Source organism: Bacillus gaemokensis, assembly GCF_001590835.1.
Taxonomy (GTDB): Bacteria; Bacillota; Bacilli; order Bacillales; family Bacillaceae_G; genus Bacillus_A; species Bacillus_A gaemokensis.
On sequence record NZ_LTAQ01000069.1, the window covers coordinates 4,134 to 21,623 of the forward strand.

Below are 17,490 nucleotides of genomic sequence, written 5' to 3' on the forward strand. Positions count from 1 at the left end.
AGTAAAAGGGTATGACATCACGAATACAAAAGTAGGTCAAACAAAGGTAGAAGGAACGAAGACGTGGAAGGATGACAACGCGAAAGATCGTCCGAAAATRATCAAAGTAGACTTACTACAAAATGGACAAGTTGTTTCAACGCAAGAAGTAACAGAAGCAACTGGTTGGACATATGAATTTAAAGATTTAGCTGRWTATGATGCCGARGGCAAGGCATAYAAGTAYGAAGTGAAAGAACAGCCAGTAGATGGATATAAAACCAAAATACATGGTTACGACATCACGAATACAAAAATCAAGATTGTAGACCCTAAGGACCCTATAGACCCTAAGGACCCTATAGACCCTAAGGACCCTAAAAATCCTAAGGACCCTATAGACCCTAAGGACCCTATAGACCCTAAGGATGATATAAAAGTACCACCTACTAAAGAAAGTCATGAGAAGTCATCATGGCTTCCTAAAACAGGAGGAACACCAATTGGGCTTATTTCAGTCGGTGGAGGTATGTTGTTGTTGGTTTGTGGGATAATCCTATTTATTCGTCAACGAGTTCAATAATAAAAAAGTTTTAGATTATTCATTGTACGGTAATTCGAATAGTGGTTTAGTCATTCGCCAGGTGCTTTTAAGCACCTGTTATATTATTAAATATAGAATATGGATTTGAGTAGTTAGATATAATTCAATAATACTTTAACTAGGTTTCCCAAAAGAATTCTCTCACTTCAATCATGTGAAGGGCGTAGCTCAACGATAAGTGGGAGAGGAATTTGGATTATACGAAACATACAGATTAGTTATATAAAAAACAAGAAGGTCAACTCCTTATTTATAAAGAGTTGACCTTCTTGTTTTTTCAAATGTTGGCCAAATAGTTACAACGCAAGAAGTAACAGAAGAAAATGACCTGCCATATGAATTTAAAGATTTAGCTGGCGATGCCATGGGCAAGGCATCATGGTGTGAATAATTGCAAAAAATGAAATTACATAAAGACTTTTAAGAGTTCTTGTACTAATGGGATTACGCCCCTTAAAAAATTTCAACAAGGCCATTGCGATTTCCATCATGTTCTCCACTCTAAATATCTTTATATTTCCATTTAAAGATATCATTATAATACCTTAATTTTACAACAATAGCAATTTATTTGGTTATGCAATATTTCATAGCACATAGATGATGAATTTTTAAGTTCTGTTGCAAAGTTTTTTAACACATAGAGACATGGGAAATTTGTGGTCAAATTTTATGAAACCGTTAATAAATTTTGTAATTCGTTATACGCCGAAAAGACGGAGTCCGATTGTGGTATTATCCCTTTTAAGTAGACAGTGTAAAAAGATAATCACTTAATTGGGAATAACCTTAAAAAAGGATGTTCCCAATTTTTATTTGTATATCAGAATGAAGATTGAATACAGCGAGGAGTTTGATTTTAGAATGCTAAGAGATCTTTTACTTCTATATACAGAATATTCTTGAGAAATAAATATATATTCTTTTTTATGTATTTAAATTTTGCTATTGTTTATGATAGGAGATTTTTAGTATAAAAAGGATGAGGAGGTTATTTATGAACATTCAAATAAAGGGGAATGAACAAGTAACCCAATTATTAAACGAATGGTATGTAGAAATTCGCTCTAGACATTTAGAAAAAGCAACTAACTTAAAACAACAAGTGGGCATAAAAGTTAATGAGATTAAAGAAAGCTCAGAGTTATTACAGCATTACTTACTTCTTGATTTTCGATATAACTTCTTAATTGATAACTTAGGAGTATTCAAAGATAGTTTTAATAAAATTGATTCTTTAGGTGTACCAACAAATAGTTCACTAGCTTATTACTACCATTTCTTTAAAGCCATTCATTCGAATGCAATTGGTGAATATAATTTAGCCAAAGAGCACTATGAGAAGGCTGAAGCTCTTTTGAGACATATTTCTGATGAACTTGAACATGCAGAGTTTTACTATAAATTAGCTACATTCCGTTATCATGTTTATCAAGCATTGTTAGCAATTACTCATGTAACGAAAGCTAAAGAGATATTCTCTAAATATAATGGTAATGAGCTAAACTTAGCTTTTTGTAATAACCTTTATGGATTAGCGTGTATACATTTAAGAGAATGGGAACTAGCAGAAGAACATTTGACTTCTGCAATGGATACTTTTCAGAAGATAGATGAAAAGAAGTTTATTACGATGGTGAAACATAATCTTGGCTTGATGTATGGAAGTCAAGATCATTCAGCTGTAGCTATTCGATATCTTTCTGAGGTGATTGAAAACTCACCAAATCATTATAAAGCTATTTTTATTAAAGCGAGAGAACATTTTAAACTAGGAGAAACAAATATTGCTTCAGAGTTAATTGAAAAAGGATTGGACGTCTGTACTAGTTTAGGAAACAAGCAATACCAATATCGTTTCGGAATTCTTAGAGAGATGAATAAAAAAGTTCCTGCTCAAGAACTAGAAAAATTAATTTTAGTAGGAATGGACTATTTCAAAAAAGAACAACTATGGGAGTATATTCAAGAATATACTGAAGTAGTGGCTGTTCAGTACCACAATGAAGGTAACTTCGAACAAGGAAGTAAGTACTTTTATTTAAGTTATGAAGCCAAAAAAGAAATTCATAAAAAGGAGGCACTAAAATGAAGAAGACAATAGTTAACTTAATGGGAGCTTTAACAATTTTCACTCTAACGTTTGGAGTGTATACTTCGGTAGAGAATCAACAAATTATGAGTCCAGTGAAAACAATGGCAGATGGAGACACTGGTGGTTGATCTCTTAATTAAAGAACTAACAGGAGCAAGGAGAAATCCTTGCTTTTTTAATAGTTTGATTTGAATTGTAATAGTTTTCTCATAGTTGTATAGCGAATAAAAAAGGGCTATTTCGAATGATGAAATAGCCCTTTTAAGTTATTGTATTTAATGTGGTATGTTACTTTTAACTTGGTGTCTTTAAGTTTTGATGCTACTAAAGTACATGACCCCGACCCAGCGAATGCCATCCTGTCAATCTCTGGATGTAATGGCACGCTGTCATTATATGTATCAAATGATATAGAAACTGAAAAAAGTAAAGCTCAAAAATATGGTTATCTAAATAAGTGGGGAGAAGATGAAAGATGAAGAAAAAAATATTTTAACCTCCAATTAGATAATCAATAGCTCCTAAAAAATTGATGAACCCTACTTTAAATAGAAGAGAAGTTTTATTAATGTTAGGAGCAAGTTGTAATGATAACCCGACCATATTACTTGGTCGGGTTTTTACTTATTTGGGCATCTTTTTTCAGCATATCTGTGTACAGAAGACTTATGAAGCGGTTCTTTTAGTCATTTTTCATAAAATTGGTTAATGCGGTTTAATTCCTTGATTTCCTCTAAAGGAGTAAGAGTTTGTTGTTTTTTACGCATTAATTTGATTTTTTATGGAAAGATATGTTAGCAGATATACGAATTGAATGCTCTATTTTTTAGAGGATGAAAGGAGAGGGTTATATGGAAAAGATTGAAATAGGCGAAATTTTTACCCTTAGCGATGAGAGTGGTCAGGAGCAGGAAGTTGAAGTGCTGGGAACGATGAATGTTGAAGGAGTACAATACATTGCTGTCGGCTTTGTAGAAGACATTCAAAAGGAAACAGATGAAGACATTGATATCTTCTTTTTAAGAGTAGAACATGATGATGAATTTTCATACATTGAGAGTGACAAAGAGTTTGAAAAAGTGTCTGCTGCGTTTGAGGAAATTATGGATGAGCAAGATTGATATTGGTAAACACAAGAGAGGGATACATACAGGCCCTCTTTTGCGTATATATAGTTAGGAAAACATTTCTAATTATTTTTATACAAGTGGTGGAAAAGATATGTTTGAAATGTTATTTAAAGCGTGTAATGATGCTTTAGAAATGGAAGTTGATTTGGAAATAGAGACTTTATAAATAGGAAAGAGCATATGTTTTATGACATGTGCTCTTTCTTATTTATAGGCATAGAAATACTTGGTTTTATACTATAAGGTGAGGAATACCAAGACAATGACTTGGTGATGTGTACTCCTTCTGGAACACCAATTAATCCAGCTAACGTTAGAAGAAGTTTAAACGATTTGATTGAGAAAGCGGCTGTTCCGAAGATTCGATTCCATGATTTACGTCATACACATGCGACTTTACTACTAGCTAAAGGTGTGAATGTGAAGGTGATTTCTAAGCGATTAGACATAGCAATATCAAAATCACATTAGACACATACTCACATGTCTTACCAACGATGCAAGAAGATGCAGTTAACAAAATAGAAGAGATTTTGTAGGGAATGTGACCAATTCTGTGACCACTAGGGTTGTAGAATGCGAGTTCAAACAAATAAAAACCGCATCAAACGTTGATTTGACACGGTTTCTGTATTTTATGACCCCGGAGAGGTTCGAACTCACGACCTCCACCCTGTCAAGATGGCGCTCTCCCTGCTGAGCTACGGGATCATGATAAACGTTGATGTATCAACATCTTTATTGTTTCTATTATAAATGAAATGATGTAAACTCTACAAGACTTTTTATTCTTAATATTTCAAAAATATTGGATGTTGTTTTCTATTTTTTGTAGTAATTTATGAGTATATGACGTTTGATGCTTAATATCCGACTTGCTTTAGGTACTGAATGTTATAAAATTTTTCTCGTTTTGCTAACAGCTATAATTTTTCGTTGTCGCTTTTTATATGTTTAATTAAATGAAAATAAAATATTAAGTTTACTATTACATAATTTCAAATCAATATAATTTGAATAATAGATGAATGAACGGGGAAGAGTATTACAATGATAAAAAAAGTAATTGCTTTTGTTAGTGGAGGTCTTGTTTTATTAGGATTGATATTGGGTGGCATCATGTTATTTAAATGCAACAGATAAAAAAGAAACGAAAGCTGAAAAGACTGAGCCAACTAAAGAGGTGGATAAATCAAAAGATATTGGAATGAAGATAAGAGAAACGCATAGTGATTTGAATAATATTACAGGTTGGGAAAAGCATGAGAATTTTGAGAAGACGGATGCTCCAGCTTGGGAAGAGAATAAATAGGGTTTCAAATTAATTGAAACAACTTTAAAAGAAGCTGTTTCATTATGTAAAGGTGATCTAAAAGAAGATTTGGAACGAGCTAGAAAATTGCTTGGTATTTCAATTCAAAATTATGATACAACAGCTTTAGTATATGTTCACCGTATTTTACATGATCTTGATATTGGACAAAACGGATTGAAAGTGGGCTATATGTTTAACAGTGCAAAAGCTGGTGCTGGAAATGCTAGTGAAATACCTGTTTATGATGAATATATCAAGCAACACGGCAAATAAAAATGAGATGTATAGTTATTTTTGGGAATATTGAGCTAGAATTCTTGATTGATTTATGTGTATGTAAGGGGAAAGCTCTGAAGAAGCAGCGGATAATCGCTTAATAGATTTACTGATTGATGAGAAGGATAAGAAAGAATGAGTCCTTCTTCTTTTCACGTATATGATCATGTTCTTTCTTGTAAAATTATGATATAGTGAAAAATGATGATTCATTTTCCATTTAAATACCAATTCAGGGGTTTGGTTGGTAGAGAATATATATACGGCATAAAAGAAAATTGAAGAGGGAGAGTCGTATGGTAAATTGTAAGAAGATTATGGTTTTTATTTTGTCTATTAATTTATTCTTTTTAGCACCTATGACAATGTATGCTGAAACTGGGGCCGAATCAGTGACAGTACCTGCAGATGGACAAGGGCCAAATGTGTTTGGGCAGTTTGCGGTTTCAATTGATGCGAAAACAGGGGATGTATTATACGACAAAAATGCACATCAACAGGCATTTCCAGCAAGTATAACGAAAGTGTTGACTGCGCTTCTATTAATGGAGCATGTGAAGCCTGAGGAGCAATTTACGTTTTCACAATTGGCATTAGATCAGGAGAAGAGTAATTATCAGCTTGAATTTCAAGTAGGAGAGACTGTGAATCGTAATACAGCACTGATGATTTTAATGGTACTAAGTGCGAATGATATTGCCTATGCGATTGGTGAGCGTATTGGGGGAAATATAGAAAACTTTGCAAATATGATGAATGAGAAGGCGAAGCAGCTTGGAGCAAAGGATAGTCATTTTGTAACGCCAAATGGTTTGCATGATCCGAATCATTATACGACAGCATATGATATGGCAATGATTACGAGAGGGATTCAAAAATATCCTGAAATTTTACAAGCGATGAACACAAAACGAACAACTGTTACAACATCAAGACAAACAGTTTCTATTTTAAACAAGGCTAACTATTTTGAAAATCCATATAATATTGGTGGAAAAACCGGTTTTACAAATGAAGCACGTAATACACTTGTTTTATTAAATGAAAAAGATGGGAATCGAATTATAAATGTAGTAATGGCTTCACAAAAACCAGAGATTTACGAGGATATGCGTCAAATTGCTGAACATTCGTTTCCTCAATTTGCGAAGCAGACTGTACTTGATAAAACGAATTGGCGGCAGCAAGCAACATATTTAGAGAAAGACATAGATTGTGAACTTGAAAGAAATGCAGAGCTAATATTGAAGAAGGATGAAGGAAAGAATGTTCAGGCAATCTTTAGGAAAGCTACAGTTGATAAAGAAATGTTATATAAAAGAGGTATCCATCGCGGTGATGTAGTTGGAACAGTGGATGTAAAGAAGAATAATCAAGTATTACAAAGTATTAATGTACTTGCGAAAGAGGATGTTTCATTTAAAATGTCGAAACCAGAAATAGAGAAAAAACAACCAGTGTTTTCCTATTCTTTGCTGATATGGGGCATACTAGGATTTTTATTTGTAGTGTGTATAGGCTTGGTCATTTTAAAAAGAAAACATAATGAAAAAATTATGTAACAAAAGTATTTTTCTATTTTTGTTGATTTTTATGAGATGTACATTATAATAGAACAAGATGTTCTTAAAAAAGAACAAAGCGATAAGATGTGTAATTACATCAATATATTAATTCATTTGAAAGGAATGAGAACAATGAAATTATTTCTGAAAATTGTTAGCAATATTGTCTCATTTGTCCTGTTTATTACTATGGTGACCTTGGCGTTTTTTGTAATTTCGTCTAAGGCAAGTGGTGGAGAACCAACTATAATGGGATACCAGTTTAAGACCGTACTTTCTGGATCGATGGAACCAACTTTCTATACAGGGTCAATTATCGCAATTAGTCCAACTAAAGATGGTTCTAAATATCAAAAAGGTGACGTTATTACTTTTAAAGATAAAGAAGAGAAAATTATAACTCACCGTATTATCAAAGTGAATAATGTAAATGGAAAAGTAACATATGAAACAAAAGGGGATAATAACAACGGGGCAGATTTAGAAGCGGTTCTCGCAGAAAATGTGTTAGGAAAATATGAGGATATTACAGTTCCTTATGTTGGATATGGACTAGATTATGCAAACTCTAAGGCTGGAGCTGCATTGTTATTAATTGTACCTGGGATATTATTACTTGGTTATTCTGCATTTTCTATCTTTGGAGCAATTAGACAAATTGATAATGAGAAAAAGAGCAAAAGTACAGATGCAGGACAATCAATGTAAATTCTTTTGAAGAAAAGCAGAAAACGACTATTACGATAGTCGTTTTTTTGTTTGTATATATACAAATTGTGAATATTTATTGAAAATCGTTGAATTTTAATTAAAAAATATAAAAATATATCGAAATAGGGGTTTTCTTTTTCGAAACTGTTCGTTATAATGCAAATATAAGTTCTTAATAAAGAACGAAACTGAATAATGCTTTCTTATAATAATTTTGTAGAATGTTGAAAGTAGTACTAGCTCATAAATCTTTAATTTTTTATATTAAGTTTTTGATTTATAAAGAATTTGATTTATGAATTATGAAATGGTTTTATTCTCTTTTGGTTGCGCTTTCTACATTAGTAGAAGTTAACATAATACATATATTTTTAGGGGGAACTCAAAATGACACTTAAGAAAAAATTAGGTATGGGTGTAATGTCAGCAGCATTAGGATTATCTTTAGTAGGTGGAGGAACTTTCGCTTACTTCAGCGATAAAGAAACTACAAACAATACATTCGCAGCAGGTACGTTAGATCTTTCTGTTAATCCATCAACAATTATTAATGTTGATAACATTAAACCTGGTGATACAATGCTAAGAACTTTCAAATTAGCTAACAAAGGTTCATTAGACATTAAAACAGTTAAATTAGCAACTGAGTACCAAGTAATTGATGCGAAAGGTGATAACACTGAAGATTTCGCTAAAAATATCAAAGTGAAATTTATGTGGAATGCAGATAAAAACACTGTACCAGTTTATGAAACAACATTAGCTGATTTAAAAACAATGACTCCTGATGTAGTAGAGAAGCATGTATTCGCTCCTCATTTTGCTAAAGGTGGTTTAAAAGCAGGTACAGATGATGTACTAGCTGTTAAATACGAATTCGTTGAGAATGGCCAAGATCAAAACCAATTCCAAGGTGACAAACTTGAGCTTAAATGGACATTCAACGCAGAGCAAACAGAAGGCGAACAAAAATAATAACTTTTTTGTAAAACATGGTACTTGTGTTCAACGAGTACCATGTTTTTTCATCTTTCTATAAAATGAAGATTTTTAGTAGAGTAAGTGAATAATTACTATCTATATAGTAGAATCTATGTCATAAATTTGTCGTTTTATTTTTTTATATTTATCTTTTATTTTTATTTTCAGTTTACTATAATGTAAATGTAAGGTTCTTAATAAAGAACTTTAATGCACGTGACAGGAGAGGATATCATGAGTAAAGTATCCAGGAAATTTAAAAGCGCGCTCGTATTAACGTGTATGTGTTCTATGTCTTTTTATATGGGAGCAACTGTTATAGGGAATACAGAAGCTAAGTTTTTAAATGAAAAAAAGGTAGATTCTGTTGTTTCAGCTGCGATTGTGTTCCCAAAGACAATTGAAAATATAACAAAAGAAGCACAGTTAAAAGAGTTAGAGATTTTAAAAACATATCAAAGCATGATGCAAGATGCACAGACTAGTACATCTGTAGAGGACATGGAAAAAGTTTTAGTTAATTGGCAACAACAACGTGAAAAGCTCTTACTGAATCAACAAGTGTTACAAAATATATATACAGAGGTCGAAGGATATTATAAACAAATATCGGAGACTGTGAAAGTAGGTAATACAAAAGCAAGTCAAGAGGTACTTGCATATGTGCAAAACGGTTTTACAAACATTAAGAATATAAAAAGTAATACAGAACAACAGGCAAGTATACAAAAGATAGATGAAATGAATGGTTTGTTACAAACAAAAATTAATGAAGCGAAGCAAAAACAACAAGAAGAACAAGCGAAGCAAAAACAACAAGAAGAACAAGCGAAGCAAAAACAACAAGAAGAACAAGCGAAGCAAAAGCAACAAGAAGAACAAGCGAAGCAAAAGCAACAAGAAGAACAAGCGAAGCAAAAGCAACAAGAAGAGCAAGCGAAGCAAAAAAGCGAAGCAAAAGCAACAAGAAGAACAAGCGAAGCAAAAGCAACAAGAAGAGCAAGCGAAGCAAAAGCAACAAGAAGAACAAGCGAAGCAAAAACAGCAAGAAGAGCTAGCGAAGCAAAAGCAACAAGAAGAACAAGCGAAATCATAACAAAAAACTAAGTGAAGACGACACATTTCAAATCAACCAGAAAAAACACTGTGAAGAAGAGTTATTATATGAGGTTATACCTTCTACTACTGTAGAGGTTGACATAAAATAATGTGTTTTAGGGGGAATATGGAATGGGAATTAAGAAAAAGTTAGGTATGGGAGTAGCGTCAGCAGCATTAGGATTATCTTTAATTGGTGGAGGAACGTTTGCATATTTTAGTGATAAAGAAGTTTCTAATAATACGTTTGCAGCAGGGACATTAGACCTTTCTTTAGATCCAACAAAAATTATCGACGTTAGTAATATTAAACCTGGAGATAAGATGACACGTGATTTTAAACTTATTAATAATGGCACTTTAGATATCAAAACTGTTAAATTATTAACTGACTACAAAGTAATAGATGCAAAAGGTGATAACACAGAAGACTTTGGAAAACATATTCGTGTGAATTTCTTCTGGAATTGGGACAAGCTTAGCGAGCCAATTTTCTCAACGACATTAGCAGATTTAAAAGGAATGTCGCCAGATGCAGTTGAACAAAGTATTTTTGGTGACTGGTTTGCAGAAAAAGGCGGCTTAAAGCATGGTGATTCAGACTATCTATGGGTACAATATGAATTCGTAGATAATAATCAAGATCAAAATCAATTCCAAGGGGATAAACTTGAATTGAAATGGACGTTTGAAGCAGAGCAAACTGCAGGCGAAGAAAAGTAATTTTATAAAAGAAAAAGGTGGGATCTTCCCACCTTTTCCATCTTACAATATTCTAACATAATTTCGTTTATATGAGGGATGCGTATGAATCGAAAAAAGTTTTGGTATATTATGATTACTTATTGTGTCATTGTACTTATAGTTGGAATAATAATGGGTATGGAAACAATGCAAGCTAAAGAACAGAAAGAAGTTGATTTAAGTATATCACCTAATGAGGTGCTGTTTGATGTTCCTAATATGAAACCAGGAGATTGGGCAACGCGTAGCATTCGTGTAAATAATAATAATGATTCCTCTTTTTTTTACTACATAAATTCAGAATTTAATGAAGGTTCTGAAAAACTTTATCGTGCGTTGCAATTGACAGTGAAAGTTTCAGAAAAGGTGCTCTATAATGGGAGTTTAAGTGAATTTACAGGAGAAGAAAAACGTATACTAGCAGGGGGAGGAACTGAACAAGTACAGTATGTAGTCCGTTTCCCTGAAGAGTTAGGGAATGATTACCAAGGCTTAAATGTAAAGATGAAATTTGTTTTCTACGCAGGGTCTGATAATAATATGTTGGATTCAACGTACAATAAGGAAAAGGATACTTCTAATGTGCATGCGGATCATAATAAAGATTCATCTTCACAAAGTACAAATGGAAAACATAACAGTTTACCTAATACGGGAAGTGCCAATAGAAATATAATGTTTATTTTATTAGGAAGTGGATTGATTACTTTTGCAATATTATTATGGTGGAAAAGAATTGAAAATTAAATGGACAGTAACCTAAGGGTGATATTCTTATAAATTAAGAAAGATTCCCTTAGGTTATTTTTATTTATGGGGAGTATATGTATTGTACATAGTATACAAAAAAAGGAGTAATAATCAGAAAAATCAAAAGAAACAAAACGATAAGGGGTTAAACGTCGTAAAAAGTGAGAATATCAGGATATTTGTCATTTTGCTTCTGTACATACGTTCTTTATAATGAACATATAGGGATGAGACAGAGAACATAGAAGGGGTAGCATATTTGCAACAAAAATAGGATAGAAAAAGTTGTGGAATTAGTTATACCTCTTATCTACATAAGAGATAACCATAAAAATAAGCAATGGGGGAATTTAAAATGTCATTAAAGAAAAAATTAGGTATGGGAGTAGCTTCAGCGGCATTAGGATTATCTTTAATTGGTGGGGGAACGTTCGCATACTTCAGCGATAAGGAAGTTTCTAATAATACGTTTGCAGCAGGTACTTTAGACTTAGCGGTTAATCCAAAAACAATTATTGACATCGATAACTTGAAACCTGGTGATTCTGTTAAGAAAGAATTCTTATTACAGAACAAAGGGACATTAGCAATTAAAGATGTAAAACTTGCAACTAAGTATTCAGTAGTTGATGCAAAAGGAGATAATGTTGGAGAAGATTTTGGAGATCATATTAAAGTGAAATTTATCTGGAACTGGGATAAACAAAGTGAGCCTGTATATGAAACAACATTATCAGAGTTACAAAAATTAGATCCAGATCTTTTAGCGAAGGACGTTTTTGCACCAGAATGGTCTGAAGAGGGTGGCTTAAAAGCTGGATCAGAAGATTATCTATGGGTACAATTTGAGTTTGTAGATAATGGTCAAGACCAAAATAAATTCCAAGGTGATAAAGTAAACCTAGAATGGACATTTAATGCAAACCAAACTGAAGGCGAAGAGAAATAATTAAACAATAAAAAGGTGTCGAAACTTTAGTGTTTCGGCACCTTTTTAATTAAATATTATTTATTTTGTTGTTTCCATTTGTTGAATTCTAAAAATTCTCGGAATTTATCCTTAGTAATTCCAGAATTCATAGCATCTTTAACTAGTTTAATCCATTCAGAATCTAACGCATCTTCTTTTAAAGGTTCATCGTGAAGAAGAGAATCAACCGGTATATTTAAAACGGATGCAATTTTTTCTAAAAATTGAATGGAAGGGTTTTTTTGTAAATTACGTTCGATAGAGCTAATATATGATTTTGCTACACCTGCTTTATCGGCTAGTTCTGTCAATGATATGCTTTTTTGTAGGCGAAAGCGTTTTATACGGTCTCCAATCATGCTAGCACACCTTCCTATTGTATGTAATTGGATAAATCGTTATTTATTATAACATAATTCATCGAGAAAAAATAAATTAGAAAGGGACTAAATGATTTTTAGTATATTAGTAGTTGTGTTTGTGCAAAAATTTTTGAATCTCTATTATGCTAAGTCCAGCATCTAAAGCCTCTGTCATTAATTCAATCCATTCTGGATCTAATATCTCTTTTTGTTCAGTATGCACTAAAAACTCCTCCTCAATTTTTAAAAGATAAAAGGCATAGAGAATCTTACTTAATAAAGTATAAATTAATTATAATAGCAAATAATGAAAAATTGTTAAAATAGTGTAAATTTTTCGTTTGCATTTCATTAAAACGTTTTCACACTAATGTATTTTAATCCTAATGTTCAAATATAACAATAGTGTTTTTGACAAAAATATATGTAATTTTGCATTTTATTTCTACAAAATAAAATCAAAATATTGAAAAAAGACTAAAATTTTAGTATTATCTAAATATTGTTACATATTTTTTATTAGGGGAGGAAATTGGGGATGAAAAAGAAACCATTCAAAGTGTTATCAACACTTGCAGTAGCTGCTGTTCTAGGCTGCTCGTTTGGTGCGAGTAGTCAGCCGGTTTATGCAGAAATACCTGCAAAAACAGCATCTACAAGTCCAATCGACGATCATTTAATTCCAGAAGAGCGTTTAGCGGAGGCTCTTAAAAAACGTGGGGTAATTGATTCATCAGCTTCAAATGAAGAAACAAAGAAAGCCGTCGAAAAGTATGTAGAGAAGAAGAAGGGTGACAAAGCAGGAAAAGAAGAAGTAACTGGAGATAACGTTACAAAAGAAGCATCTGACTTTCTGAAGAAGGTAAAGGATGCAAAAGCAGATGCAAAGCAAAAAGTAGAGCAGCCAGCAGATGGTAGTGGAGCTGGAGCAGTTCCAGCTAAAGGGGCATTAAATGGTAAGGTGCCAACTACTTCTGCAAAGGCAAAAGAGTATAACGGAGAGGTTCGTAAGGACAAAGTGCTCGTTTTACTTGTAGAATACGCTGATTTCAAGCACAACAATATTGATAAAGAGCCTGGTTATATGTATTCCAAAGATTTTAATCAGGAACATTATGAAAAAATGTTATTTGGTGACGAACCATTTAAATTAGACGATGGAACGAGCATTGAAACATTTAAGAAATATTATGAGGAACAATCTGGTGGCAGCTATACAGTAGATGGAACAGTTACAAAATGGTTAACAGTACCAGGGAAAGCTGCTGATTATGGTGCGGATGCTGGAGACGGACATGATAATAAAGGACCATTAGGGCCACGTGATTTAGTTAAAGACGCACTAAAAGCAGCTGTAGATAGCGGTCTTGATTTATCAGAATTTGATCAATTTGATCAATACGATGTAAATAAAGACGGGAATCAAAACCAACCAGACGGCTTAATTGATCACTTAATGGTTATCCATGCTGGAGTTGGACAAGAAGCAGGCGGCGGAAAATTAGGTGACGATGCAGTTTGGTCACATCGCTGGACAGTTGGTCAAAAACCACATGAAATAGAAGGTACAAAATCAAAAGTACCATACTGGAATGGTAAAATGGCAGCATTTGACTACACAATTGAACCAGAAGATGGAGCGGTTGGTGTATTCGCACATGAATATGGTCATGATTTAGGTCTTCCGGATGAGTACGATACGAAATATTCTGGTTCAGGTGAGCCAGTTCAAGCATGGTCTATTATGAGTGGTGGTAGCTGGGCTGGTAAAATTGCTGGAACGACACCAACAAGTTTCTCTCCGCAAAATAAAGAGTTCTTCCAAAAAACAATTGGTGGTAACTGGGCGAATATTGCGGAAGTAGATTATAATAAGCTAAACCGAGGAATTGGTTACGCAACATACTTAGATCAAAGTGTAACGAAAACTGCTCGACCAGGTATGGTTCGTGTGAACTTACCAGATAAAGAGGTAAAAGGAATTCAGCCTGAGTTTGGTAAGAAGTATTACTATAGTACAAAAGGTGATGATCTTCATACAACATTAGAAACACCTTTATTTGATTTAACAAAAGCAACAAATGCAAAGTTTGATTTCAAATCATTATATGAAATTGAAACAGACTATGATCTCTTAGAGGTGCATGCGGTAACAGAAGATGGTAAGGCAACATTAATTGATACAATTGGTAAGAAAAATGTAAAAGATGGTGCGGATACAACTCTTGGAAAATGGGTAGATAAATCTTATGATTTAAGCCAATTCCAAGGCAAGAAAGTAAAGCTTGTATTTGAATATGTTACAGATGGTGGTTTAGCGTTAAACGGTTTTGCTCTTGATAATGCAACATTAACGGTTGATGGTAATGTTGTATTCTCTGATGATGCAGAAGGTACACCGCAATTCAAATTAGATGGCTTCGTAGCTTCTAATGGAATTGAAACGAAGAAACACAACTACTATTTAGAGTGGAGAAACTATGCTGGTGCTGATGAAGCATTAAAGTTTGCTCGTGGTCCAGTATATAACACAGGTATGGTTGTATGGTATGCAGATTCAAGTTATACAGATAACTGGGTTGGGGTACATCCAGGAACTGGCTTCCTTGGTGTAGTTGATTCTCATCCAGAAGCGATTGCAGGAACTTTAAATGGTAAACCAACATTTAAAGATAGCACGCGTTTCCAAATTGCTGATGCAGCATTCTCTTTCAATCAAACACCAGCTTGGAAAGTTGTATCACCAACTCGTGGAACATTTGTATATGATGGATTACCAGGTGTAGCGAAGTTCGATGATTCAAAAGCATATATTAACAAACAAATTCCAGATGCAGGACGTATCTTACCAAAACTTGGTCTGAAATTTGAAGTAGTAGGCCAAGCTGATGATAATACTGCAGGTGCAGTTCGTTTATATCGCTAATAGCAAAGAAGCTGTTGAAAGATTTTCTTTCAACAGCTTTTTTTTATGAGCAAATGAATTTCAAATGAAGTGAAAACTCATATATAATGAAACTTTAAGAATAGAAAACTGATAGAAAACCTTTTCTTTTAGGTGGGAGAGGGGATCCGATCATGCCTAGAAGCGGTCAGATCCTTTTTTAGCTCCATGCCGAGTGAAAATAAAAGGAGAAAATGAGTGGAAATCTGCTTTTGTTTTCATAGCAGTGACATGTATACTGAAAATTAAAATAGATTTATATATAAGTTGAAGAACGAATAGAAAACCTTTTCTTTTAGGTGGGAGAGAGGATCCGATCATGCCTAGAAGCGGTCAGGTCCTTTTTTAGCCCCATACCGAGTGAAAACAAAAGGAGAAAATGAGTGCAGGTTACCATTTGTTTTTCGTAGCAGTGACTTATATGTTGAAAAATCAATATAAACATAGAAGGTGGGGATAGTGTAGATGAATATCACTTCTATTGTGAACGAGCAAAAATCATATTTTTATAAAGGCCACACAAGAGATATAGAGACAAGAAAGCAACATTTACGCAAATTATATGAAGGAATTGGGCGTTTTGAGGCTGATATTTTTCAAGCACTTAAATTAGATTTAAATAAATCAGATCATGAATCATTTACGACAGAAATTGGATATGTATTAAAGGAAATTTCATTTTTAATAAAGCATCTTTCGTCATGGAGTAAACCGAAGCGTGTTCGAACTGCGCTTACACACTTTGGCTCGAAAGGAAAAATTATTCCAGAGCCTTACGGTGTTACTCTTATCATGGCACCGTGGAATTATCCATTTCAACTTGCAATCGCACCGCTTGTAGGAGCTTTGGCAGCTGGAAATACGGTCGTTTTAAAACCTTCTGAATTAACACCTAATGTTTCGAGCCTTCTTGCAAGCATATTGCGAGAGTTATTTCCAGCAGAATTGGTTGCAGTGGTTGAAGGTGGTGTTACTGAAAGTACAGCGCTATTGCGAGAGCCATTTGATTATATTTTCTTCACGGGTAGTGTTGGAGTGGGGAAAATTGTTATGGAAGCAGCAGCTAAAAAATTAATTCCTCTTACGTTAGAGCTTGGTGGAAAAAGTCCATGCATTGTACATAAAGATACAAAGTTAGATGTAGCAGCAAGGCGCATTGTTTGGGGGAAATTTTTAAACGCAGGACAAACATGTGTTGCGCCTGATTATATATATGTTCACTCTTCTGTAAAAGGAGAATTTATTAAGGCGTTACGAACTGAAATTGAGCATCAATACGGGGAAAAGCCATTACAAAATGAAAATTATGTGCGGGTTGTTAGCAAGCGTCACTTTGAAAGGTTACTTTCTTTTTTACAAGATGGTAGGACTGAAATTGGCGGGAATTATAAGGAAGAAACCTTACATATTGAGCCAACCGTTTTAACGAATATTACATGGCAGGATCCTATTATGGAGGACGAGATTTTTGGACCAATTTTACCAGTTATGGAGTATGAAGGGATAGAAGAAGTCATTGAAACGATTCAGAAGCAACCGAAACCACTAGCTTTATATGTATTTTCGGAGAATAAAGAGCTCCAAAAAAAAGTTACACAAAACATTTCATATGGCGGAGGTTGTATGAATGATGTTGTGTATCATCTTGCTACGCCGTATTTACCTTTTGGCGGCGTTGGAAGTAGTGGATTAGGGAGTTATCATGGGGAACAAAGTTTCCGTACATTTTCACACTATAAAAGCATTTTGTCCCAAACTACAGTGTTTGATATGAAAATTCGTTATTCTTCTACAAAAAGTGCTTTAAAATTTATACGAAAGTTGTTAAAATGATGATGGTGTTTATCAGTAGGCGTAGCCGTATGATAAAAACCCCTTCTCGCTTGAAGGGGTTTTTCTGTTCGACATGTGTATCATGCGAAAATGAATCAAACATACTACATAAAGAATAGGAAGAGCGCTGTTA

General features: G+C 33.7%; 17 protein-coding genes, 1 tRNA gene and 1 pseudogene. 16 read left to right on the top strand and 3 right to left on the bottom strand.

Translation table 11 applies throughout. The features are described 5' to 3' along the window. From AZF08_RS31660 to AZF08_RS26095, 5 genes and pseudogenes are all read left to right on the top strand, one after another. Positions 1-562: Cna B-type domain-containing protein (locus tag AZF08_RS31660; RefSeq protein WP_235604090.1), on the top strand; the 562-nt coding region annotated here is incomplete at its 5' end. Positions 563-1,580: 1,018 nt separating this feature from the next. Continuing rightward, a complete protein-coding gene (locus AZF08_RS26080) occupies positions 1,581-2,675 on the top strand; it encodes a response regulator aspartate phosphatase (RefSeq protein ID WP_033675329.1) in 1,095 nt (364 codons plus the stop codon). After that, positions 2,672-2,806, top strand: a complete 135-nt coding sequence (locus AZF08_RS31920) for a hypothetical protein (RefSeq protein WP_265182908.1) — start codon at positions 2,672-2,674, stop codon at positions 2,804-2,806. Before AZF08_RS26080 ends, AZF08_RS31920 begins: the two co-directional genes overlap by 4 nt. Before the next feature lie 723 nt (positions 2,807-3,529). Continuing rightward, the gene (locus AZF08_RS26090; protein ID WP_033675331.1) at positions 3,530-3,799 is read left to right on the top strand and encodes a DUF1292 domain-containing protein; all 270 of its coding nucleotides are present in this window, start codon (positions 3,530-3,532) and stop codon (positions 3,797-3,799) included. 252 nt (positions 3,800-4,051) lie between these two features. Next, positions 4,052-4,347: pseudogene (locus AZF08_RS26095) on the top strand (site-specific integrase); the annotation flags it as partial. A 99-nt stretch (positions 4,348-4,446) separates the two neighbouring features. On the opposite strand, the gene AZF08_RS26100 reads toward AZF08_RS26095, so the two are convergent. After that, a tRNA-Val gene (locus AZF08_RS26100) sits at positions 4,447-4,519 on the bottom strand. Between the two features lie 400 nt (positions 4,520-4,919). Between AZF08_RS26100 and AZF08_RS31665 the strand changes: the two genes are divergently transcribed. The 9 genes from AZF08_RS31665 to calY all read left to right on the top strand — a co-directional run bounded on the left by AZF08_RS31665 (position 4,920) and on the right by calY (position 12,197). Beyond that, the gene (locus AZF08_RS31665; RefSeq protein WP_235190061.1) at positions 4,920-5,120 is read left to right on the top strand and encodes a hypothetical protein; all 201 of its coding nucleotides are present in this window, start codon (positions 4,920-4,922) and stop codon (positions 5,118-5,120) included. Positions 5,121-5,189: 69 nt separating this feature from the next. Further along, the gene (locus AZF08_RS31670) at positions 5,190-5,396 is read left to right on the top strand and encodes a hypothetical protein (protein WP_235190062.1); all 207 of its coding nucleotides are present in this window, start codon (positions 5,190-5,192) and stop codon (positions 5,394-5,396) included. Positions 5,397-5,695: 299 nt separating this feature from the next. Further along, the gene (locus AZF08_RS26110; RefSeq protein WP_033675333.1) at positions 5,696-6,961 is read left to right on the top strand and encodes a D-alanyl-D-alanine carboxypeptidase family protein; all 1,266 of its coding nucleotides are present in this window, start codon (positions 5,696-5,698) and stop codon (positions 6,959-6,961) included. A 135-nt stretch (positions 6,962-7,096) separates the two neighbouring features. After that, positions 7,097-7,672 (top strand): signal peptidase I SipW, encoded by a 576-nt coding sequence (gene sipW, locus AZF08_RS26115; protein ID WP_033675334.1) that lies wholly within the window; start codon positions 7,097-7,099, stop codon positions 7,670-7,672. A gap of 390 nt (positions 7,673-8,062) precedes the next feature. Then, the gene (locus tag AZF08_RS26120; RefSeq protein ID WP_033675335.1) at positions 8,063-8,650 is read left to right on the top strand and encodes a CalY family protein; all 588 of its coding nucleotides are present in this window, start codon (positions 8,063-8,065) and stop codon (positions 8,648-8,650) included. Positions 8,651-8,890: 240 nt separating this feature from the next. Next, positions 8,891-9,763, top strand: coding sequence for a DUF4047 domain-containing protein (locus AZF08_RS26125; protein WP_063177410.1), 873 nt, complete (start codon positions 8,891-8,893; stop codon positions 9,761-9,763). A gap of 123 nt (positions 9,764-9,886) precedes the next feature. Continuing rightward, positions 9,887-10,477 (top strand): CalY family protein, encoded by a 591-nt coding sequence (locus tag AZF08_RS26130; RefSeq protein WP_033675336.1) that lies wholly within the window; start codon positions 9,887-9,889, stop codon positions 10,475-10,477. Positions 10,478-10,561: 84 nt separating this feature from the next. Then, on the top strand, positions 10,562-11,245 hold the full coding sequence (locus AZF08_RS26135; RefSeq protein ID WP_033675337.1) for an LPXTG cell wall anchor domain-containing protein: 684 nt from the start codon (positions 10,562-10,564) through the stop codon (positions 11,243-11,245). A 358-nt stretch (positions 11,246-11,603) separates the two neighbouring features. Then, on the top strand, positions 11,604-12,197 hold the full coding sequence (gene calY, locus AZF08_RS26140) for a biofilm matrix protein CalY (RefSeq protein WP_033675338.1): 594 nt from the start codon (positions 11,604-11,606) through the stop codon (positions 12,195-12,197). Positions 12,198-12,253: 56 nt separating this feature from the next. Here the strand turns inward: calY and AZF08_RS26145 are convergent, their stop codons facing one another. After that, positions 12,254-12,577, bottom strand: coding sequence for a helix-turn-helix domain-containing protein (locus AZF08_RS26145; RefSeq protein ID WP_033675339.1), 324 nt, complete (start codon positions 12,575-12,577; stop codon positions 12,254-12,256). A gap of 106 nt (positions 12,578-12,683) precedes the next feature. After that, a complete protein-coding gene (locus AZF08_RS29445) occupies positions 12,684-12,803 on the bottom strand; it encodes an anti-repressor SinI family protein (RefSeq protein ID WP_082246086.1) in 120 nt (39 codons plus the stop codon). Between the two features lie 315 nt (positions 12,804-13,118). Between AZF08_RS29445 and AZF08_RS26150 the strand changes: the two genes are divergently transcribed. Then, positions 13,119-15,506, top strand: coding sequence for an immune inhibitor A domain-containing protein (locus tag AZF08_RS26150; protein ID WP_033675340.1), 2,388 nt, complete (start codon positions 13,119-13,121; stop codon positions 15,504-15,506). A 483-nt stretch (positions 15,507-15,989) separates the two neighbouring features. Continuing rightward, a complete protein-coding gene (locus tag AZF08_RS26155) occupies positions 15,990-17,357 on the top strand; it encodes an aldehyde dehydrogenase (RefSeq protein WP_033675341.1) in 1,368 nt (455 codons plus the stop codon). Positions 17,358-17,490: the final 133 nt, after the last annotated feature.

Coding starts and splice junctions, on each gene's coding strand:
- AZF08_RS26080 (WP_033675329.1), top strand. CDS start 1,581: ATGAACATTCAAATAAAGGGGAATGAACAAGTAACCCAATTATTAAAC.
- AZF08_RS31920 (WP_265182908.1), top strand. CDS start 2,672: ATGAAGAAGACAATAGTTAACTTAATGGGAGCTTTAACAATTTTCACT.
- AZF08_RS26090 (WP_033675331.1), top strand. CDS start 3,530: ATGGAAAAGATTGAAATAGGCGAAATTTTTACCCTTAGCGATGAGAGT.
- AZF08_RS26110 (WP_033675333.1), top strand. CDS start 5,696: ATGGTAAATTGTAAGAAGATTATGGTTTTTATTTTGTCTATTAATTTA.
- sipW (WP_033675334.1), top strand. CDS start 7,097: ATGAAATTATTTCTGAAAATTGTTAGCAATATTGTCTCATTTGTCCTG.
- AZF08_RS26120 (WP_033675335.1), top strand. CDS start 8,063: ATGACACTTAAGAAAAAATTAGGTATGGGTGTAATGTCAGCAGCATTA.
- AZF08_RS26125 (WP_063177410.1), top strand. CDS start 8,891: ATGAGTAAAGTATCCAGGAAATTTAAAAGCGCGCTCGTATTAACGTGT.
- AZF08_RS26130 (WP_033675336.1), top strand. CDS start 9,887: ATGGGAATTAAGAAAAAGTTAGGTATGGGAGTAGCGTCAGCAGCATTA.
- AZF08_RS26135 (WP_033675337.1), top strand. CDS start 10,562: ATGAATCGAAAAAAGTTTTGGTATATTATGATTACTTATTGTGTCATT.
- calY (WP_033675338.1), top strand. CDS start 11,604: ATGTCATTAAAGAAAAAATTAGGTATGGGAGTAGCTTCAGCGGCATTA.
- AZF08_RS26145 (WP_033675339.1), bottom strand. CDS start 12,577: ATGATTGGAGACCGTATAAAACGCTTTCGCCTACAAAAAAGCATATCA.
- AZF08_RS26150 (WP_033675340.1), top strand. CDS start 13,119: ATGAAAAAGAAACCATTCAAAGTGTTATCAACACTTGCAGTAGCTGCT.
- AZF08_RS26155 (WP_033675341.1), top strand. CDS start 15,990: ATGAATATCACTTCTATTGTGAACGAGCAAAAATCATATTTTTATAAA.